This is a genomic window from Thiomonas sp. (assembly GCF_034007205.1).
Lineage (GTDB): Bacteria > Pseudomonadota > Gammaproteobacteria > Burkholderiales > Burkholderiaceae_C > Thiomonas.
Genome location: NZ_JAVERI010000001.1, coordinates 275,242 through 296,087, shown reverse-complemented (window position 1 = coordinate 296,087; position 20,846 = coordinate 275,242). Strand labels below are relative to the sequence as shown.

Sequence of the window (20,846 nt, the reverse complement as noted above, 5' to 3'; positions counted from 1 at the left end):
ATTTACTCCGTTGCTGCGTCGCCGCTACCGTCCGCCGCAGACGGCTCCTCGTCGCCCTCGGCCTCGACCACCGGCTGCACCTGGATGAGATGCGCCTTGGCGTCCAGCGCAATCAGGGTGACGCCCTGCGTGGCGCGGCCCATTTCGCGGATTTCCTCCACCCGGGTGCGCACCAGCACGCCGGTGTCGGTGATGAGCATGATTTCATCGCTGGTTCGCACCAGGCAGGCAGCCACCACCTTGCCGTTGCGTTCCGAAGTCTGGATGGCGATCATGCCCTTGGTGCCGCGGCCATGACGGGTGTATTCGGTGATGGGCGTGCGCTTGCCGTAGCCGTTTTCCGTGGCGGTCAGCACGCTCTGGGTTTCGTCCTCGGCCACCAGCAGGGCGATGACGGCCTGTTCAGGCTCGAGCTGCATGCCGCGGACCCCGCGCGCCTCGCGCCCCATCGGGCGCACATCGGCTTCGTCGAAACGCACCGCCTTGCCCGCATCCGAGAACAGCATGACGTCGTGCTGGCCGTCGGTGATGGCCGCACCGATGAGGTAATCATCGTCATCGAGCGCGACGGCGATGATGCCCGCGGTGCGCCGGTTGGCGAAGGCCGACAGCGGCGTCTTTTTCACCGTGCCGCGCGCCGTCGCCATGAAGACGTAGTGCTGCTCGTCGAAGGCCTTGACCGGCAACACCGTGGTGATTTTCTCGCCCGCCTGCAATGGGAACAGATTGACCAGCGGCTTGCCGCGCGAGCCGCGTCCGCCCATCGGCGCTTCATATACCTTCATCCAGTACACCCGGCCGCGATTGGAAAAACACAGCAGCATGTCGTGGGTGTTGGCCACGAACAATTGCTCGATCCAGTCGTCTTCCTTGGTGCCCGTGGCCAGCTTGCCCCGGCCACCGCGGCGCTGCGCCCGGTATTCCGCCAGAGGCTGGCTCTTGACATAGCCCGAATGCGAGATGGTGACCACGAGGTCCTGCGGGGTGATGAGATCTTCGACATCGATGTCATAGGCATTGACCTCGATGTGCGAGCGGCGCGCATCGGCGAACTCGGCGCGCAGCGCGCCCATTTCGGTGGCGATGATCTCGGTCATGCGCTCGGGTCTGGCCAGGATGTCGAGCAGATCGGCGATCTGCTCCATGACCTCCTTGTATTCGCCGACGATCTTGTCCTGCTCCAGGCCGGTCAGTCGCTGCAACCGCATCTGCAGGATCTCCTGCGCCTGCGTCTCGCTCAAGTGATAGCCGTCGGGTTTTAGGCCGTAGCGCGGGTCGAGATCGTCAGGCTGGAACGGGGTGATGTCGCCCTCGACGCGCGACAGCATGGCGCGCGCCTCGCCCGGCTCCCAGACCTGCGCCAGCAGACGCTCCTTCGCAACAGGTGGCGTGGGCGCGGCCTTGATGAGTTCGATCATGCGGTCGACATTGGCCAGCGCCACCGCGAGGCCTTCGAGCACGTGGCCGCGTTCGCGCGCCTTGCGCAAGTCATACACCGTGCGGCGGGTGATGACTTCGCGGCGGTGCGACAAAAAGGCCGCGAGCATCTGCTGCAGATTGAGCAAGCGCGGCTGGCCGTCCACCAGCGCGACCATGTTGACGCCGAAGGTGTCCTGCAACTGCGTCTGCTTGTACAGGTTGTTGAGCACCACCTCGGGCACTTCGCCGCGCTTGAGCTCGATGACCACGCGCATTCCGGACTTGTCGGATTCGTCCTGAATGTGGCTGATGCCCTCGATCTTCTTTTCCTGCACCAGCTCGGCGATGCGCTCGAGCAGCGTGCGCTTGTTGACCTGGTAGGGCAGCTCGTCGACGATGATGGCCTGACGCTGGCCCTTTTCGAGATCTTCGAAATGGCAGCGCGCCCGCATCACCACCCGGCCGCGCCCGGTGCGATAGGCATCTCGCACCCCGGAAGTGCCGTAGATGATGCCCGCCGTCGGGAAGTCGGGCGCGGGTACGCGCTCCATCAAGTCTTCGATCGTCGCCTCGGGATGGCGCAGCAGGTGCAGACAGGCGTCGAGCACTTCGCCCAGGTTGTGCGGCGGGATGTTGGTGGCCATGCCCACCGCGATGCCCGACGAACCATTGATCAGCAGATTGGGCAGCCGCGCGGGCAGCAGCAGCGGCTCCTGCTCGGAGCCGTCATAATTGGGCCCGAAATCGACCGTTTCCTTGTCGATGTCGGCGAGCATTTCGTGCGCGATCTTCGACAGGCGGATTTCGGTGTAGCGCATCGCCGCTGCGTTGTCGCCGTCCACCGAGCCGAAGTTGCCCTGGCCGTCGACCAGCATGTAGCGCAGCGAGAAATCCTGCGCCATGCGCACGATGGTGTCGTACACCGACTGGTCACCGTGCGGGTGGTACTTACCGATGACGTCACCGACGATACGCGCCGACTTCTTGTAAGGACGGTTCCATGCGTTGCTCAACTCGTGCATCGCATACAGCACGCGCCGATGCACCGGCTTGAGGCCGTCTCGCACATCGGGCAATGCGCGCCCCACGATCACGCTCATCGCGTAATCGAGGTAGGAGCGGCGCATTTCCGTCTCCAGGCTGATCGGCAGGGTTTCTTTGGCAAAAACGGACATGAGTGAGGGCTTTGCAGCGAGAGATCAAAGGTCGCAATGGCGCGGTTCGGCCCGACCATACCGGGCTCCGCCCATGGAACACCCGGATGAATGAAACGAATGATGTTAGCAGCCCCGATTTCGTTGACTGGTTTCAGCGCAAAAGCAGGGATATCGAAAAGACCTGACGGAAAAACCCATGCCGGCGTTGCGAAATAGCAACATCCGTATCCGCCTATGGCGCCAGACTGTAAACGAATCGTTTCTACGTTTGATCGTCACAGACGCTGTGGCAAAATCATTGCGGGTTTACTAGCAGTACTCGTAATGAATGCATGCGCGGGATGTCGGGTTGGGGAGCGCAAGCGAATTCAAGTCGCAATGGCTCTTTTCATAGACCTCCCGCCGCATATCATGGCTTATCATGGCAGCAAGCAGTTCTGGCTGCGATGAACGATCAACGACCGAGAGGAAATAACATGATCCACCCCCAAAAAATCGCAAAAATGTTCGCGGCAGCGGTTATTGCAACGTCTTCCTTGGCCGTTGCCCATGCCGGTGAAGCACGCAGCATCAACAACTGGCAAGACCCGTATGGTCTGACCTGGATGAACGGCGACAACAAGCTGTGCTGGCAGGACGGTTTCTGGACCCCGGCGACCGCCTCGAGCGAAGCTTGTGGCCTGCCCGTCGTAGCGAAGGCTGCACCCGCCCCGGCACCCGCGCCGGCCCCGGCTCCCGCGCCGGCCCCGGCTCCTGCCCCCGTGCCTGTGAGCGAAAAGGTCACCTACAACGCCGATACCTTCTTCCAGTTCGACAAGGCTGTTCTGCTGCCAGCCGGCAAGCAAAAACTCGATGATCTCGCTGGCAAGATCAAGGCCATCAACCTGGAGGTCGTGATCGCCACCGGCTACACCGACAGCTTCGGCACCGTGGCCTACAACCAGAAGCTCTCCGTCCGCCGTGCCGAAGCGGTGAAGGCTTACCTGGTGAGCCAGGGCGTTCCGGCTGACAAGATCTACGTCGAAGGCAAGGGCAAGACCGACTTCCGCGTCGATCCCAAGACCTGCAAGGGCACTTTCAAGCAACGCGTCGAATGCCAGGCCCCCAACCGTCGTACCGTGGTCGAAGTGGTCGGCACTCACATGGTCACCAAGTAAGCCGCGCCTTACTGTCTGACTATTCCACCCCAAAAGCCCCGCCCTGCGGGGCTTTTCTTTTTGGGCATGGCATCGATCCAAGCAGCGCCTTCGCTATATTTGAGGCGCCCATACACCAAAACATCCGGGCCTCACACTGTCCCGTTCACAGGAGAAATCATGGATCAAGCCGAACTTCGGCATTCTGATGGAAACACCGAGCTGCCGTCGATGGACCCGCTCTGGATGCCATTCACCGCCAATCGACAGTTCAAAGCCGCCCCCCGATTGCTCGTCAGCGCGCAAGGGATGTACTACCGCTCACACGATGGCCGCCAGATTCTGGATGGCACTTCAGGGCTGTGGTGCGTCAACGCCGGTCACGGCCGTCCGGAGATCAGCGCAGCCATCGCCCATCAGGCGCAGGAGATGGACTATGCCCCTTCGTTCCAGATGGGCCACCCCCTGCAGTTCGAGGCGGCCCATCTGCTGGCCGAGATCGCCCCTGCCGATCTGAAAAAGGTGTTCTTCACCAATTCCGGCTCCGAGTCCGTGGATACGGCCTTGAAAATCGCGCTGGCCTATCACCGCGCACGTGGCGACGGCACGCGCACGCTGTTCATCGGGCGCGAGCGCGGCTATCACGGCGTGGGCTTCGGCGGCATTTCGGTGGGCGGCATGGTGGCGAACCGCAAGACCTTCCGTGGTTCGCTGCTGCCCAATGTGGACCATCTGCCGCACACTTACGCCCCTGAGCATCAGGCGTTTTCGCGCGGCGTGCCGGAATGGGGCGGGCATCTTGCCGACGATCTCGAACGCCTCGTCGCGCTGCATGATGCAAGCAATATCGCCGCGGTCATCGTCGAGCCGGTGGCCGGCTCGACCGGCGTGCTCGTGCCGCCCAAGGGGTATCTGGAGCGGCTGCGCGCGATATGCGACAAATACGGCATCCTGCTGATTTTCGATGAGGTGATCACCGGTTATGGCCGCCTGGGGACGCCGTTCGCCGCGCAGTATTTCAAGGTCACGCCCGATCTCATCACCACCGCCAAGGCGGTGAACAATGCCGCAGTGCCGCTGGGCGCCGTGTTCGCGCGCAATGGCATTTACGACACCGTGGTGAACGGATCCCCGGACGGCGCCGTCGAATTTTTCCACGGCTACACCTATTCGGGCCATCCTCTGGCGATGGCCGCTGCCGTCGCGGCGCAAAAGATTTACCAGCGCGACGAACTGCTCACCCGCGTGCACGACGAGGGCATTGCGCACTATTGGCAGGAAGCGCTGCACGCCTTGCGCGACGTGCGGCACGTCAAAGACCTGCGCAATATCGGGCTGATCGGCGCCATCGAACTGGAGCCGCGGCCTGGCGCAGCAGGCAAGCGAGCCTATGAGGCGTTCGTCGGCTGCTACACGCGCGGTCTGCTGGTGCGGTACACGGGAGACACGATTGCGCTGTCGCCGCCGCTCATCATCGAACGCGGCCAGATCGATCAGATCATGTCTACCCTGCGCGACGTGCTGCGCACCCTCGATTGATTCCCGCATCGCCCACTCGCTCGACCCGGCCTAGGAGCCTCTCGGACTTGGGGAACGTCGGCTGCAAAACGGCCTCGCCGGTCCATTTTTCACTGCTTTCTTGGGCAATAGTCAAACTATTGCCCGGCGAAATCGGCAAAAACTGTCCTCGGCGGGGCCGCTTTTCGCTATCGACGCCCCAAGCCCGACAGGCTCCTAGCGCCGGGTTTTTCATGTCTTGTCGCCGTCACGTCCTGGAAACCGTCGGCGCGCGTTAAAGTGCGCTCATTGCTGCGAATGACGCTTTCTTTTTCGCTTCCACACATGGACTCCCTGCTGCGCTGGTTCATTCCCTGGGAACCGTCTCCTGCGGCCCTTGCCCTGCTGGCGACCGGGGCGGTTCTCTATCTGCGCGGCTGCCGCAGGCGAAAGGTTTCTGCCTCGCGCCAGATCCGGTTCTGGCTGGGCTGGGTGCTGATGTGGCAGGCATTCCAGACCCGCTGGGACTATTACGCCGAACACCAGTTCTTCGTGCATATCTCGCAGCAGATTTCGCTGCACGATTTCGCTCCCCTGCTCATCATGTGGAGTTATCCGCTCGCTCCTCTGCGGGCCGGCATTCCCGTGGGCGTGCGGGTGCGCTGGCTGAAGCCGTTTCAGCGCAACGCCGTCGTGCGGGGTCTCAAGCTCGTGCTGTTCAACCCCTACTTTGCTGCGTTGCTGTTTGGCGGCATGGCCTTGCTGTGGCTCATTCCGTCTTTCCATCCCTTCGTCATGCTCAATGCGCCGACTTACCGGCTGATGAACTGGAGCATGGCGCTCGATGGCCTTCTGTTCTGGTGGCTGGTGCTCGATACCCGCCCCAATCCGCCTGCCCACCTTTCACCCGGTAAGCGCGTTTTCCTGCCCCTGGTGGCCATGCTGCCGACGATGGTGTGGGGCGCCATCCTGGCGCTGAGCATGACCGACTATTACCCGATCTACGAAATTTGCGGACGCGCGCTGAGCCTCGATCCCTTAACCGATCAGCATCTCGGTGGCCTGATCCTGTGGATTCCTGGCTCCTTCCCCATGATCCTGGCCAGCATGATCGCTCTGCGCAGCTGGATGCGGCTTTCGGAGAGCGGCCGCCTCAAGACACGCTCGAACAAACACGTCGTTGCTGCGGCCTCACCTGCCGTACCTCCCACGGTTTGACCCCGGAAGAGCGGACTTCAAGACTTCAGCGCACCCGTTTGCGCGGGCTGGCCGGATTGGCGGCCTTGCGGCCTGCGGCCGCCTTCCCCTCGGTCGCCTTGCCTTTTGGCCCAGTCGCAGCACTCGCCTTGGTCGCCACCTTGTCTGCGCGACGCTGACCCTTGCTGCCCGCTTTGGCCACCCCATTTGCCGCCGCCCGCGGTTTACGCACTCCCGCCGACATCTGTGGATTCAGCGCAAACACATCCTCGTCGACGCCCTTGATCTCCCCGGACGTGGGCAAGGGTTTGTTCGGCGGGGTGGACTTTGCACCCTCGCGCACCAGACGGAAATCGATCTTGCGGCCGTCGAGATCGACACGACTGACCTGCACGAGCAGGCGTCCACCCAAGGCATAGCGGATGCCGGTACGCTCGCCCCGCAGTTCGCCGCGAGCCTCGTCGTAGCGAAAGTAATCGGCGCCTATCTCCGAAACATGCACCAGGCCTTCGACGAACAGCGCATCGAGCTGCACAAACAGGCCAAAGCTCGTCACAGCGGTGATCGTTCCCGCATATTCCTCCCCCAGCTTGTCGCGCATATACCAGCACTTCAACCAGCTCTCGACATCGCGGCTGGCCTCGTCGGCGCGGCGCTCGTTGGCGGAACAATGCAGGCCCACCGCCTCCCAGACAGGGAGTTCCCTGGCCTGTTGCTTGCTCACCGGCGCGGCCGGCGCCACACTGGCGGCCTGACGCTGTGGCGCGCGGCGCGCGTTTTGATCGCCGCGATTGAGTTCGATGCGCTCGCTGAACTTCGGCGTGTAACGCGTGCCCTGCAGAATGGCCTTGATACCCCGGTGCGTGAGCAGATCGGGATAGCGCCGGATCGGACTGGTGAAGTGGGTATAGGCGGGGTAGGCCAGGCCGAAATGCCCGCTGTTGTACGGCGTGTAAATCGCCTGCTGCATGGATCTGAGCAGGAGCATCTGGATCTGCAAGGCGTCCGGTCTGTCCTCGATGGACTGCGCCAGCGCCTGATAATCGGCCGGTTCCGGCACGCCTTTGCTGCCGCCCAGCGTGAGCCCCAGGTTGCGCAGCAAGGTACGCAAGGCTTCGAGCTTTTCGGGCGTAGGGCCTTCGTGCACGCGATACAGCGCAAGCTGCTTGTTGCGCTCCAGAAAATCGGCAGCACAGACATTGGCCGCCAGCATGCATTCCTCGATCAGCCGGTGCGCGTCGTTGCGATGGCGCGGCACGATGGCCTCGATCTTGCCCGCGGCATTCACCACGATCTGCGTCTCGGGAATATCCAGATCGAGCGCGCCTCGAACCTGACGCGACTTGAGCAAGGCGTGAAACACGCCATGCAGATTGAGCAGATGCGGCACCAGAGGTGCGCGTTCGCGCGCCAGCTTTCCCGCCGTGTTGGACAGGATGTCCGCGACCTCCGTATAGGTCAGCCGCGCCTGCGAACGCATCACCGCCGGGTAGAACTGATAGGCCTTGATCTCGCCCTGCGCGGTGATCAGCACATCGCACACCATGCACAGGCGGTCAACCTGGGGATTGAGCGAACACAGTCCGTTGCTCAACTTTTCCGGCAGCATGGGGATGACCCGCCGCGGAAAATAAACCGAGGTAGCCCGCTCCAGCGCATCCGCGTCGAGCTCCATGCCCTCGCGCACGTAATGCGAGACGTCGGCTATCGCCACCAGCAGACGCCACCCCTTGGCGCGGCCGACCTTCGCAGGCTCGCAATACACCGCATCGTCGAAATCCCGCGCGTCCTCGCCGTCGATGGTCACCAAAGCCAGATCGCGCAGATCGATGCGCCCCGCCGAATCGGCCTCTCGAACCGCATCAGGCAATGCCGCGCTTTCGCCCAGGGCTCCGTCCGAAAATACATGCGGTACGCCATACTTGCGCACCGCGATCTCGATCTCCATTCCAGGATCGTCGAGTTCCCCCAGAACCTCCAGCACCCGCCCCACCGGCTGCACGTTCGGCAGCGGCGGCTGGGTGATCTCGACACTCACCACCTGGCCTGCATGCGCCTTGCCGATGGCATCGGGCGAGATGAGGATGTCCTGCACATAGCGCCTGTCCTCTGGCGCCAGCAGCCACGTCCCGCCCTCCTGCAGCAAGCGCCCGATGATCGGGCGCTTGCTGCGTTCCAGAATGGCGATGATCTGCCCCTCCGTCCGCCCACGTCGATCAGGCTTGCCCACACGCACACGCACCCTGTCCAAATGCAATACGGTGCGCATCTGCTGCGGGGGGAGATACACATCGGGGCCGCCATCATCGGGCGTAACGAACCCATGACCATCGCGATGACCGCGCACGATACCTTCAACAATCACGGAATATCCTTTTTCTGACTGCGGGCCACTGCAAAGTCGCGGCCTTGACGCCGCATGAAGACGAAGCCCAACGCTGTTCTGACTCGCATTATCACCGCGGACCCCGAACAACCTCAAAAACTCAGCCCGGCCTTTACAGGGAACAACTTTATGCTAAGATACCCAGCTTCGTTGCCCAGATGGCGGAATTGGTAGACGCACTAGTTTCAGGTACTAGCGCTGCGAGGCGTGGAGGTTCGAGTCCTCTTCTGGGCACCAAACCGCGGTAATACACAACACCAACACAACACCACCTCATCAAAGCCCTGTGAGCCAAGCACTTACAGGGCTTTTTCTTGTGCGCCCGGCCAGGACGCAGCTGATCCTGGCGCCACTTGGCAATCGCCGCATCGACGCCGTCGAAGCTGAAGGCGTCGAATACCGCGCCGCGCACCTTGGGCTCCAGCGACTCCCACTCACGGATTGATCGTCCGCATCGACGCGAAGGCCGGCGCTGACCGCCAGCTCCAGCCGCTCGCGCACGGCAAGCCGGTACGCGGCGCGATGACTATTTCGCTCCAGAAAGGGTGAGAAACGAGAAGCAATCGGGGTACGTCGATAATGTGATCACGTTTTCCACGCCGGGGGCCACCATGAGCAAGCCCATCCTCTTGATTCAGGTCCGCTCCGATGACGGCCAGCGCCATTTCTGCCATGCCCTCGAAGAGGCGTATACCGACGGCGCGATGGCGGCCGGCTGCGAGGTCCGGCGTAACGGCGTCGCGTCACTGGACATTGCGCTGCTGCACAGCCAGCAGGAATGGGAGCACGGCATGCTGCCCGTCGCTCTGGCGCAATTGCAGGGGGCGATCAAGTGAGCGGGCCGGGCTCAGGCAGCTTGGCTCGCGAGGCGAATGGACCCGCCATGCCCTTGCCGTCAAGCCAGGCCGCCGATGCGCTGATCGATGGTCTGCAGCAGGTGCTGCAGGCGAGCACCGGCCGCCCGGTGCGGTGCGTCCAGACGCATATCTCCTGGGTATTGCTCGACGGCGAACACGCCTGGAAAATCAAGAAGCCCGTCAGGCTCGGCTTCCTCGACTTCAGTGAACTCGCGCTGCGGCGCCAGGCCTGCGAGGACGAGCTGCGGCTCAACCGCCGCCTCGCCCCTGCGCTCTACCTGGACGTGGTGCCGATCCACGGCAGTGCGAGGGCTCCACGCCTGGGCGGCGACGGCGAGCCCATCGAGTATGCGCTGCGCATGAAGCAGTTCGCTGCAGGCGCCCTGTTGAGCGAAAGGCTGGCTGCCGGCACCCTGGACGCGCAATCGATCGACCGGCTGGCCGCGCGGTTGGCCGCATTTCACGCCGCCGCACCCGCGGCCGGCGGCGATACGCCCCACGGCGACCCGGCGGTGATTCTTGCCGCCACATCGCAGGTGCTGGCGGGGCTGGAAGCGCAGGCCGGCGTCCGCGCGGTGGCCGACCTGCGCGACTGGTGCGAGGCGCAGGGTCGGCGTCTGCGCGCACGCTTTGCGGCCCGCAAGCGCCAGGGCTGGGTGCGCGAAGGCCATGGCGATCTGCACCTGGACAACCTGGTCATCCTCGGCGAGGAGGTCACGGCGTTCGACTGCATCGAGTTCGACCCCGGCTTGCGCTGGATCGACGTGCAGAGCGACATCGCCTTCTTCATCATGGACCTGGCGGCGCACGGACGCAGCGACCTGGCGTTCCGCTTCCTCGACCGCTGGCTCGAAGGCTGCGGCGACTACGCCGGCGTCGCCGTGCTGCGCTACTACGCCGTCTATCGCGCGCTGGTGCGGGCGCTGGTTTCGGGACTGCGCCGCGCCGAGGGTCTGGCCGCCGCCGGGCCGGACTACGTCGCTGCGGCGCGGCGGCTGGCGCAGGCGACCGATGCACGCCTGCTCATCACCCACGGCCTGTCGGGATCGGGCAAAAGCCATCTGACGCAGCGGCTGCTGGAGATCGCGGGAGCGATTCGCCTGCGTTCGGACGTCGAGCGCAAGCGGCTTTTCGGCTTGCACCCGCTCGATTCGTCCGCGCCGATGGCGCAAGGCATCTATACCCCGGCAGCGACGCGGCGCACCTACGCGCGCCTGCGTGAATTGGCTGCGGCCGTGCTCGATGCCGGTTACCCGGTGATCGTCGATGCCGCGTTTCTGCGGGCGCGCGAGCGCGCCGCGTTCCGCCGACTGGCGGACAGCAAGGGCGTGCCGTTCACCATCCTGCACTGCCATGCCGAACCCGCTGTGCTGCGCCAGCGCGTGCGCGCGCGCAGCACCCGCCGCGACGATGCCTCGGAAGCCGATCTCGCCGTGCTCGACCGCCAGCTCGCAACCGGCGAGCCCCTCGGCGCCGACGAGCGCGCCGCCTGCATCGACGTCGACACCACGCTGCCGCCCGACATCGGCGCGATCGCGGCCCATTGGCTGGCGCTGCGATGACCGCCCCACAGCCTCCCGCCACGCCGCCGATTCCGCGGCGGATCGATGTCTGCAACGGCGACGCCGACGGACTGTGCGCCGTGGTGCAGTGGCGTCTGGCTACCCCCGCGCAGGCCGAACTCGTGACCGGGCTCAAGCGCGACATCGCCTTGCTCGACCGCGTCCAGGCGGGGCCCGGAGACGAGGTCCTGGTGTGCGATCTGTCGATGCAGCGCAATCGCGCCGCGCTGCTGCGCCTGCTCGCTGCCGGAGCGCGGGTGAGCTACTTCGACCACCACCTGGTGCGCAACGTCCCAAGCCATCCGCATCTGCAGGCGCATCTCGATTTCTCGCATGACGTCTGCACCAGCCTGCTGGTCGACCGTCATCTGGGCGGGCGCTTTCGCGCCTGGGCGCTGGTCGGGGCCTACGGCGACAACCTGCGCGGGGTTGCCGACGCCATTGCCGCCTCGATCGGGCTGGATGCGGCGCAACGCGAGCGCTTGCGCAGGCTCGGCGAGGCGATCAACTACAACGCCTACGGCGACGACGAGCGCGATGTCCATATCGCGCCTGCGCAACTCTACGCGATCATGGCGCGCTACGACAGCCCGCTGTCGTTTCTCGAGCACGAGGCGATCGCCGAGCAAATCGACGCCATGCGCCAGGCCGATCTGGCGCGCGCGCAGGCGATCCGCCCCTACCGGGAGGACGCGCAGGGCCGCGTGTGGCTGCTGCCCGATGCGCCCTGGAGCCGGCGGGTGATCGGCACCTTCGCCAACGCGCTGGCGGCCGCGCAGCCCAGGCGTGCCCACGCTGTGTTGAGGCAGACCATTGCCGGCGATTTTGTCGTGAGCGTGCGCGCACCGCTCGACCAGCCGTTCGGTGCGAACGGTCTGTGCGCCCGCTTCGGCGGCAGCGGCCGCGCCGCCGCGGCTGGCATCGACCGGTTGCCGCAAGCCGCGCTCGGGCGCTTTGTCGATGCTTTCGCCGCCACGCACTGGGGTCAGGCGTAAACCTGAGGAATCTCTGCACGAATCCCCACTTCACGCTTCCTCCCCACACTCGGTCGCCCTCATGCAGTTGCGCTTCGCTTCGCTCGCTGTGATCAACTCACGGGAGAACTTGCACCCACAAGAGTGGAGTGCGCCCTGCCGGGCGCACCCACCAAAAAACCCGCTGAATGCGGGTTTTTTGCGTCCTCAAACCAGCCGCAGATCGACCGGCTTCGCGCCCGGAAAGATCGCCTCGATCTGCGAAGGCCGCAGCCCCCATAGCCGCTGGAACAGCCCGCCGAGCAGGTCGCGGCAGTCGCTCAGCACCGGGTCGTCGCGGTTCTGGTTCAAGGTGGACGGCGACTGCACGATCTGCTCACCCACGATGCGCCCGCCGCGCACCGCACCGCCCAGCACCCAGTACACCGTGCCGTGGCCGTGATCGGTGCCGCGGTTGCCGTTCTCGCGGAAAGTGCGGCCGAACTCGCTGAGCACGACCACGGTGGTCTCGCGCCACGCCGGGCCCATCGCCTGCGCCATGCCGGCCAGCCCCTGGCCGAGTGCGGCGAGCTTGTCGGCGAGCTGGCCTTTGGCGCCGTTGTCGCTGGCTTCGTTCACATGCATGTCCCAGCCGCCGACGTCGATGAAGCCGACGTTGAAGCTGTCGCGCATCAGCCCGCCAATGCGCACCGCTTCGGCGACGAAACCCTTGGGCGCGACCGCGCCGCGGCTGGCCGCCGCCATCTCGGCTTGCCAGCCCGAGGCCTGCATGTCTTGCTTCACGGTCTGGCGCACGGCAAAACCCTCGCGCACCGCGGCGCCCTGGGCCGAGCCCGTCCACATGCTCTCGATCAGCGCCCGCTGGCGATCATCGATGCCCGAATGTCCAGCCTGGGCGATGGCCAGATTGGGCACGCGCTGCGTGCCGCGCAGCGACAGCGGCAACTGCGCGGTGAAGGCCATGGGCCGGGCGCGCGCGCCGATCTGCTGCACCAGGCGGTTGAGAAAACCGTCGTTGAAATCGCGCGTCTGCGTCCCCTGGCCGAGTTCGATGTGATCCTGGGTCTCGAAATGGCTGCGCGTCATGTCGCGCGTGCCGGCGAAGGGCACGAAGGCCAGTTGGCCTGCCTGCCACAGCGGCAGCAGCGACTCGCGCAGCGCCGGATGCAGCGCCCAGTCGGCGTTCAGCGCGATGGCCGCATCGGCGCCCTCGCCCGGCCGCGGCACGGCGATATGCGGGCGCGACGCGTAGTAGAAATCGTTGGCATGGGGCACGAGCAGGTTGGTGGCGTCATACGCGCCGCGCAGGAACACCAGGATGAACTTGGGCTGCCCCTGCGCAGCGGGCGCGGCCCACAGGCGGGTCATGGGAGCAGCCAGCGCAGCGGCTGTGGCGGTTTGCAGAAAATGGCGGCGTTGCATGGTTTTTCCTTCAGGCATTCATGAATTCGGGCGATGAGAGCCACAGCGCGTTCCATTGCACGCGGTTGTCTGCCTGCGCCAGCGCGCGCAGGGTGGCGACGCTGAGCTGATCTTGCTGGGCGAGGTAGACCGGGCTGCGGGCGAGATCGGGCGGCGGGCGGTGGGGCGGCTTGGGTTTGGGCTTGGGGGCGGCTGCCGCCATCGGGCCGGGGTCTTGCCCGGCCACAAGCGGCGCGCTCTGCCGCAGGAAGGCGGGCGGCGGCTCGAACATCGCCGGTGCGCCGCTGCCGATCTGGCGCGCGACTTCGAAGCGCGCGGTGAGCTGGCCCGAGCCGTCCCAGGCGAGCGCGTTCAACGGATAGCCGTCGGGCGTCTGCCGTCCGAACAGCGGCTCGCCCAGGCGGGCCAGCATGCCCAGCACCGGCTGCGGGTTGCGGATCGGCGCGCCGCCCAGGGTGGCGCGCAGCGCCGACAGCACGTAGCGCATCGGGTCCTTGAACTGCGGCTGCCGCAGGCTGGCGGCGAAGGCCGCGCTGGTGAACATCGCCCGCAGCACTTCGGCGATCTGCCCGCCCGTGGCCTGCCAGCGCCGCACCATGATCTCGACCAGATCGGGGGGCGCAGGATCGGCGACGAAATACTGCGCCAGTTGCGTGCCGACGTGCCGCGCCGTGGCGGGATGATCGGCCAGCAGGGTGATGACCTCGTCGATCTCTTCCAGGCCGCGGCCTTGCAGGGTGTGGCCGAGCACGGTCTTGGGATCGGGGTCGTGCCGTGCGGGGTTGAACACCACCAGCCCCCGCCGCCACAGGTCGGCGCGCCAAGCCGGGCGCACCCGCACCGGCTGGTCCAGCAGATCGACGCCCAGGCCGGTGAGGGCACGCGCCAGGTGGGTCACATCCGCCTGGGTGTAGCCGCCGCCCACGCCCAGGGTGTGCAGCTCCATGACCTCGCGCGCATAGTTCTCGTTCACCTGCCCGCGCGCGTTCTGCGCATTATTCAGATAAAGCAGCATCTGCGGCGAAAACATCGTGGCGCGCAGCAGATCGCGGAAGCGGCCCAGCGCATGCGGGGCGATGACGCGCTGGGTGTAATCGCCCATCATCGGGCCGACATGGCCGCCGCGAAACACGTTGAAATGATTCAGCCAGAACCAGCTCAGGCGCTGCTGCAGGGCGTTTTGCGCATACAGACCGAGCCACACCTGCTGCGCCGCGGCTTGCTGGGTCAGCGCGTATTTGTAGCGATTGAGCGCCTTCAGGCGGGCCTCGGTCTCGGCGGCATCGGTTTGGGGATTGTTTTTGCGGGCCAGGCGAATCGCGCGTTCTTCACGAACGATGGGCGGCATCAGCGCTTCGAGCGGCTGATTGACCGGCAAGGCGGCGAGCTGCGCCGCCAGGTCCGTCGGCAGCGCCGGGCCGAGCGGTGCGCGTAATTGCGCGTCCAGATAGGCCGAAGCGCCCATGCGCGACAGCGCCTGCAATTGCTCGGCGCTGGCGCCCCAGCCCACGCGGTCGAGAAAGGCCGCGGGACGAGCGTGCGCGGCGGCATCCAATCCAGCGGGCTCTGCCTCACCTGGGGCCGGCAAGGTCTGCGACCAGGCCGCTGATGCCAGACCGGTCAACCCCAGCCCCGCAACACCCAGACCGCCGAGAAAATGCCGCCGCGATAGCCGTGCCTCGGCCTGCAAACGGTGTTCCATCGTTCAAGCTCCTTTCAGCCACAAACGACCCAACGGCATGGATGCCTGCCGCCATCAAGACCGTCTGGAATCAACGCAAACCCGGCCCGCCCGGTGACAGCAGCGTCGCACGCAGTTGTCACCGCTTGTATCGCTTCAGCGACCTGGAGCGGGCAGTCCCAGCACGCGAGCCCCCGGCTGGATGTCGTGCTGCGCGAACCAGTGCAGCGGCGTTTCCAGCGCGTAGCGCACCTCGGCCTGCGCGCAATGCACGTCTTCGGTCATCGGCTGCATGTCCGCGATGTTGACGATGCGGCCCTGCGCCGTGACGAAGGCCACCGACAGCGGGATGAGGGTGTTTTTCATCCACATGCAGACCGGCTGGGTCTGCGCGAAGACGAACACCATGCCGTGATTCGCGGGCAGGCTGCGGCGGTTCATCAGGCCGGTCTGCTGCTGCTCGGGCGTAGAGGCGACTTCGGCGGTGAGGACGTGGCCGCCCACATGCAGGCGGACCGTCGGCAGGCCGGTGTTCACCTCGGTCTGCGCGGCCCACAGCGGGGCCGTACCGGACAGGCCGAGCGCGAGAACGAGAAAAAGAAGAGGACGAAGCGGCGTCATGGTCAGTCCTGGGAGAGCGCTGAAAAATTCCTCCCCCGCTGGCGGGGGAGGTGAGGAGGGGGAGACCAGCGTTGGATTCACTTCGCTTTCTCCCCACCCCACCCCTCCCCACAAGTGGGGAGGGAGATTGCATCAGCGTTTGCCTGGAGGTCGCGCTGCAACAGGCAGACCGCACTGGCGGCGATGCCCTCGCCGCGGCCGACGAAGCCCAGCCGCTCGGTGGTCTTGCCCTTGACGTTGACCTGTCCCACGTCCACCTCCAGCAGCGCGGCGATGCGCCGGCGGATGGCGTCGCGATAAGGTGCGAGCTTGGGCGCCTGCGCCATCACGGTGCAGTCCACATTGCCTATCGTCCAGCCCTGCGCCAGCACGCTCTGCCGCGCCTGCTGCAGCAATTCCCCCGAATCGGCGCCCCGGTAGCGCGCATCGGTATCGGGAAAATGCTGGCCGATGTCGCCCAGCCCGGCCGCGCCCAGCAGCGCGTCGGTGATGGCGTGCAGCAGCACGTCGGCATCGGAATGGCCGAGCAGTCCGAGGTGGTAGGGAATGGTCACGCCGCCGATGATGAGTTTGCGGCCGGGAACGAGGGCGTGGACGTCATAGCCCTCGCCGATGCGGATTTGCGTCATGTTCATGCTCCAGAGCGCGCGGCGAGCAAGGCCTGCGCGAGTTCGAGGTCCTGCGGATAGGTGATCTTGAAATTCCACGAGGCGCCAGCAACCAGCAGCGGGTGCGCGCCTTGGCGCTCCATCGCGCCGGCTTCGTCCGTGGGTGAGACATGATCGGCAATCGCCGCCCGCAGCGCCTCGCGCAGCGCACCGATGCGAAACATCTGCGGCGTCTGCGCCAGCCAGCGCCCCTCGCGCGGCTCGGTGCGCGCCACCCGACCCGCGGAGTCGGCCGCCTTGAGCGTATCGGGCAGGGGCAGCGCCAGCAGGCCGCCGACCTCATCCTCCAGGCAGGCGTCGATCAGGCGGTCGATCAACTCAGGGGTGATGCAGCAGCGCGCGGCGTCGTGCACCAGCGCCCAGTCGTCGGGCCGCGCGCCTGCTTCGAGCAGAGCCTCCAGGCCGCCGAGCACGCTGTGCGCCCGGGTGGCGCCGCCGCGCGGCACCCGATGCAGCCGCGGATCGGGCCGCAGGCTGAGCGCCGCCCAGTCATCGCCCGCCTGCACCACCACCGAAACCGAGGCGATGCGCGCAGTCTGCAGAAAGGCTCGCACCGTGTGCTGCACCACCGCCTCGCCCAGCAGACGCCGGTATTGCTTGGGCATGTCGCCGGGCAGACGCGATCCGCTGCCGGCGCTCGGGATCAAGGCATGGCAACGAGGGGAGAGGAGGGTCGATTCGGACGGCATTTGCATCAGGACACGAGGCGGCCCGGCACTTTGGGCGAAAATTTGAACAATGTCGTCTATTGTCCATGCCCTGCGCGCCCAAGTGCCCGCGCTCAAGCCCGGCCAGCGCGTGAGCTGGCCGCTACCCACCGGAAGCGCCGATGCCCTGCTGCTGGCCGAGCTGTGTTCTCCGCGCGACGATGCGGCGCCCTGGCTCATCGTCACCGAAAGCGCAGGCGACGCCCAGCGCCTGCTGCTCGAAATCCCGTGGTTCGCCCCGCAGTTGCGCGTCGGTCTGCTGCCCGACTGGGAAACCCTGCCCTATGACAGCTTCTCGCCGCACCAGGACCTGATTTCCGAGCGGCTGGCCACGCTCTGGGCCATCCACAACCGACAGATCGACGTGGTCATCGCCCCGGCCAACACCGCCATCCAGCGGCTGGCCCCGGCGGAATTCCTCGCCGCCTACACCTTCGATTTCCGCCAGGGCGAGGCGCTCAACGAAGCCGCACTGCGCGCCCAGCTCGTGCTCGCCGGCTACAACCCCGTCAGCCAGGTGATGGCCCCGGGCGAATACGCGGTGCGCGGTGGCCTCATCGATCTGCACCCCATGGGCTCGCCCGTGCCCTACCGCGTCGATCTGTTCGGCGACACCATCGACTCCATCCAGGCCTTCGACGCCGACACCCAGCGCAGCCTCTACCCGGTCAAGGAAGTGCGACTGCTCCCGGGCCGCGAATTTCCGCTCGACGAGGCGGCGCGCAAGCGCTTTCGCGCCCGCTGGCGCGAGGTGTTCGAGGGCGACCCCAGCCGCAGCCCGCTCTATAAAGACATGGGAAGCGGCGTGGCCGGCCCCGGCATCGAGTACTACCTGCCGCTGTTCTTCGAGCACACCGCCACCCTGCCCGAGTATCTGGGCGAACACGCCCGCGTGGTGCTGCACGGCGATATACCGTCGGCCATCCACAAGTTCTGGAGCGATACCCAGGAGCGCCACCGCCTGCTGCGGCACGACCCCGAACGCCCCGCCCTCGCCCCCGACCAGCTTTTTCTGAGCGAGGAGGCGTTCTTCAGCCGCATCAAGCCCCTCGCCCAGCTCGCGCTGCGGCCCAAGGCCGATGCGCCGCAGACTGACAAACCAATCAGTGCAGAGTTACCTGACATCAGCGCCGACCGCCGCGCCACCCGCCCGCTGGCGCGCCTGGCGCAATGGTTGGAAGAGGTCCTCCCGCAACAGCGGCGCGTGCTGCTGCTGGCCGAATCCGCCGGACGCCGCGAAACCCTGCGCGAATTGCTGCAGGAGTCCGGCCTGTCCGCCCAGCCCGCCGAGAACTGGGCGGAATTCGCCAGCGGCGCCACCGGCTTCGCCCTGGCCGTCGGGCCGCTGGCGCGCGGCTTCTCGCTGCCGGCCGACCGCCTGGCGGTGCTGACCGAAACCGAACTGTTCGCCCTCAACCCGGCGCAGCGCAGGCGCCGCAAGCAGGAGCAGGCCAGCCACGTCGATGCCCTGATCCACGATCTCGCCGAGCTGCAGCCCGGCGACCCGGTGGTGCATGCCAATCACGGCATCGGCCGCTATCAGGGTCTGGCGGAACTCGATCTGGGCGACGGTCCGGCGGAGTTCCTGCATCTGGTCTATGCGAACGATGCGGTGCTGTATGTGCCGGTGTCGCAACTGCATCTCATCAGTCGCTACAGCGGCGCGTCGCCAGAAGACGCGCCGCTGCACACCCTGGGCTCGGGCCAGTGGGACAAGGCCAGGCGCAAAGCCGCCGAGCAGGTGCGTGATGTCGCCGCAGAGCTGCTCAACATCTACGCCCGCCGCGCCGCGCATCAGGGCCATGCCTTCCGCTACAACGCGCAGGACTACGAGGCCTTCGCCGCCAGTTTCGGCTTCGAGGAAACCCCCGACCAGACCGCGGCCATCCACGCGGTGATCCAGGACATGATCTCCCCCAAGCCGATGGACCGCCTGGTGTGCGGCGACGTCGGCTTCGGCAAGACCGAGGTGGCGCTGCGCGCCGCGTTCGTCGCGGTGATGGGCGGCAGGCAGGTGGCCGTGCTCGCGCCCACCACCCTGCTGGCCGAGCAGCACTGCGAAACCTTTCGCAACCGCTTCGCCGACTGGCCGGTACGCATCGCCGAGCTGTCGCGCTTTCGCTCGACCAAGGAGATCAACGCCACGCTCGATGGCCTGGCCCGCGGCACGGTGGACATCGTCATCGGCACGCACAAGCTGCTGTCGCCCACGGTCAAGTTCGACCGGCTCGGTCTGGTCATCGTCGACGAGGAGCACCGCTTCGGCGTGCGCCACAAGGAGGCGCTCAAGGCGCTGCGCGCCTCGGTCGATCTGCTCACCCTCACCGCCACGCCCATTCCGCGCACCCTGGGCATGGCGCTCGAAGGCCTGCGCGATCTGTCGGTGATCGCCACCGCGCCGCAAAAACGCCTGGCGATCAAGACCTTCGTGCGCAGCGAAAGCGGCGCCGTGATGCGCGAGGCCATCCTGCGCGAAATCAAGCGCGGCGGTCAGGTGTACTTCCTGCACAACGAAGTCGAGACCATCGAAAACCGCAGGCGCCAGCTCGAAGAACTGGTGCCCGAAGCGCGCATCGAAATCGCCCACGGCCAGATGCCCGAGCGCGATCTGGAGCGGGTGATGCGCGACTTCCACGCCCAGCGCTTCAACCTGCTGCTGTGCACCACCATCATCGAGACCGGCATCGACGTGCCCAGCGCCAACACCATCGTCATGGCGCGGGCCGACAAGTTCGGCCTGGCGCAGTTGCACCAGTTGCGCGGCCGCGTCGGGCGTTCGCATCACCAGGCCTACGCCTATCTGCTCGTGCCCGATGTGCAGAGCCTGACCAAGCAGGCAGGCCAGCGGCTCGAAGCCATCCAGCAGATGGAGGAACTGGGCTCGGGCTTCTACCTCGCCATGCACGACCTGGAGATTCGCGGCGCCGGCGAGGTGCTGGGCGAGCAGCAGTCGGGCAATATGCAGGAGATCGGCTTTCAGCTCTACAACGACATGCTGAGCGAAGCCGTCAAGGCACTGCGCGCAGGCCGCGAGCCCGATCTGCTCAACCCGCTGGGCGTGACCACCGAGATCAATCTGCATGTTCCCGCGCTGCTGCCGAACGACTATTGCGGCGACGTGCATGCCCGGCTTTCGCTCTACAAGCGTCTGGCCAGCGCCACCACCCCCGCCCAACTCGACAGCGTGGCCGAGGAAATCGTCGATCGCTTCGGCCGCCTGCCGCCACCGGCGCAGGCGCTGGTGGACACGCACCGGCTGCGGCTGATCGCTCAGGGCTACGGCATCACCCGGATCGACGCGGCCGAGGAAGTGGCCGTTCTGCATTTCCGCAAGGATGCCCCGGTGGATGCCGCGCGCATCATCGACCTCATCCAGAAAAACCGCCACATCAAGCTCACCGGCAACGACCGCCTGCGCATCGAGCGCCCGACGAAAGACGCCGCGCAGCGCGCCCAGCTCATCCGCGACACGCTCAAGCAACTCGGCAGCCCAAGCCCCCAGACGGTGCAGCTTGAGCGCGTGCCGTAAAGTTCGATCGCGCCCTCGCCACTCCCTCATTCA

The 20,846-nt window shown here is 66.0% G+C and carries 14 protein-coding genes and 1 tRNA gene; 8 read left to right on the top strand and 7 right to left on the bottom strand.

Features of this window, described 5'->3' with window-relative positions:
* Window positions 1-2: 2 nt before the first annotated feature.
* On the bottom strand, window positions 3-2,594 hold the full coding sequence (gene gyrA / locus RBR52_RS01385) for a DNA gyrase subunit A (protein WP_320375383.1): 2,592 nt from the start codon (window positions 2,592-2,594) through the stop codon (window positions 3-5).
* A 458-nt stretch (window positions 2,595-3,052) separates the two neighbouring features.
* On the opposite strand from gyrA, the gene ompA reads away from it, so the two are divergent.
* The 3 genes from ompA (at window position 3,053) to RBR52_RS01370 (ending at window position 6,427) form a co-directional block, all read left to right on the top strand.
* A complete protein-coding gene (gene ompA, locus RBR52_RS01380; RefSeq protein ID WP_320375382.1) occupies window positions 3,053-3,733 on the top strand; it encodes an outer membrane protein OmpA in 681 nt (226 codons plus the stop codon).
* Between the two features lie 159 nt (window positions 3,734-3,892).
* Window positions 3,893-5,251: an aspartate aminotransferase family protein gene (locus RBR52_RS01375; RefSeq protein WP_413818276.1), complete on the top strand. Its 1,359-nt coding sequence runs from the start codon at window positions 3,893-3,895 to the stop codon at window positions 5,249-5,251.
* A gap of 303 nt (window positions 5,252-5,554) precedes the next feature.
* Entirely contained in the window at window positions 5,555-6,427 is an 873-nt protein-coding gene (locus RBR52_RS01370; protein WP_320375381.1) for a cytochrome c oxidase assembly protein, read from the top strand.
* A gap of 25 nt (window positions 6,428-6,452) precedes the next feature.
* Here the strand turns inward: RBR52_RS01370 and rnr are convergent, their stop codons facing one another.
* Complete coding sequence (gene rnr, locus RBR52_RS01365) at window positions 6,453-8,771, bottom strand: ribonuclease R (protein ID WP_320375380.1); 2,319 nt, start codon at window positions 8,769-8,771, stop codon at window positions 6,453-6,455.
* Window positions 8,772-8,944: 173 nt separating this feature from the next.
* Here rnr and RBR52_RS01360 point away from each other — a divergent pair.
* From RBR52_RS01360 to RBR52_RS01345, 4 genes are all read left to right on the top strand, one after another.
* Window positions 8,945-9,029 (top strand) — tRNA-Leu (locus tag RBR52_RS01360).
* Between the two features lie 374 nt (window positions 9,030-9,403).
* The gene (locus RBR52_RS01355; protein WP_320375379.1) at window positions 9,404-9,628 is read left to right on the top strand and encodes a hypothetical protein; all 225 of its coding nucleotides are present in this window, start codon (window positions 9,404-9,406) and stop codon (window positions 9,626-9,628) included.
* Window positions 9,629-9,675: 47 nt separating this feature from the next.
* On the top strand, window positions 9,676-11,211 hold the full coding sequence (locus RBR52_RS01350) for an AAA family ATPase (protein ID WP_320375378.1): 1,536 nt from the start codon (window positions 9,676-9,678) through the stop codon (window positions 11,209-11,211).
* Window positions 11,208-12,206, top strand: coding sequence for a hypothetical protein (locus RBR52_RS01345; protein ID WP_320375377.1), 999 nt, complete (start codon window positions 11,208-11,210; stop codon window positions 12,204-12,206). Before RBR52_RS01350 ends, RBR52_RS01345 begins: the two co-directional genes overlap by 4 nt.
* A gap of 186 nt (window positions 12,207-12,392) precedes the next feature.
* Here RBR52_RS01345 and RBR52_RS01340 read toward each other — a convergent pair whose 3' ends face one another.
* The 5 genes from RBR52_RS01340 to ispD all read right to left on the bottom strand — a co-directional run bounded on the left by RBR52_RS01340 (window position 12,393) and on the right by ispD (window position 17,224).
* Entirely contained in the window at window positions 12,393-13,607 is a 1,215-nt protein-coding gene (locus RBR52_RS01340; protein WP_320375376.1) for a DUF1501 domain-containing protein, read from the bottom strand.
* A gap of 10 nt (window positions 13,608-13,617) precedes the next feature.
* Window positions 13,618-15,309 (bottom strand): DUF1800 domain-containing protein, encoded by a 1,692-nt coding sequence (locus tag RBR52_RS01335; protein WP_320375375.1) that lies wholly within the window; start codon window positions 15,307-15,309, stop codon window positions 13,618-13,620.
* Between the two features lie 135 nt (window positions 15,310-15,444).
* Window positions 15,445-15,909 carry a DUF192 domain-containing protein gene (locus RBR52_RS01330; RefSeq protein ID WP_320375374.1) on the bottom strand — a complete coding sequence of 155 codons (465 nt, stop codon included), beginning with the start codon at window positions 15,907-15,909 and terminating at the stop codon, window positions 15,445-15,447.
* Window positions 15,910-15,986: 77 nt separating this feature from the next.
* Window positions 15,987-16,538, bottom strand: coding sequence for a 2-C-methyl-D-erythritol 2,4-cyclodiphosphate synthase (ispF, locus tag RBR52_RS01325; protein ID WP_320375373.1), 552 nt, complete (start codon window positions 16,536-16,538; stop codon window positions 15,987-15,989).
* Between the two features lie 2 nt (window positions 16,539-16,540).
* Window positions 16,541-17,224: a 2-C-methyl-D-erythritol 4-phosphate cytidylyltransferase gene (gene ispD, locus RBR52_RS01320; protein ID WP_320375372.1), complete on the bottom strand. Its 684-nt coding sequence runs from the start codon at window positions 17,222-17,224 to the stop codon at window positions 16,541-16,543.
* Between the two features lie 91 nt (window positions 17,225-17,315).
* Between ispD and mfd the strand changes: the two genes are divergently transcribed.
* Window positions 17,316-20,813 carry a transcription-repair coupling factor gene (gene mfd, locus RBR52_RS01315; protein WP_320375371.1) on the top strand — a complete coding sequence of 1,166 codons (3,498 nt, stop codon included), beginning with the start codon at window positions 17,316-17,318 and terminating at the stop codon, window positions 20,811-20,813.
* Window positions 20,814-20,846: the final 33 nt, after the last annotated feature.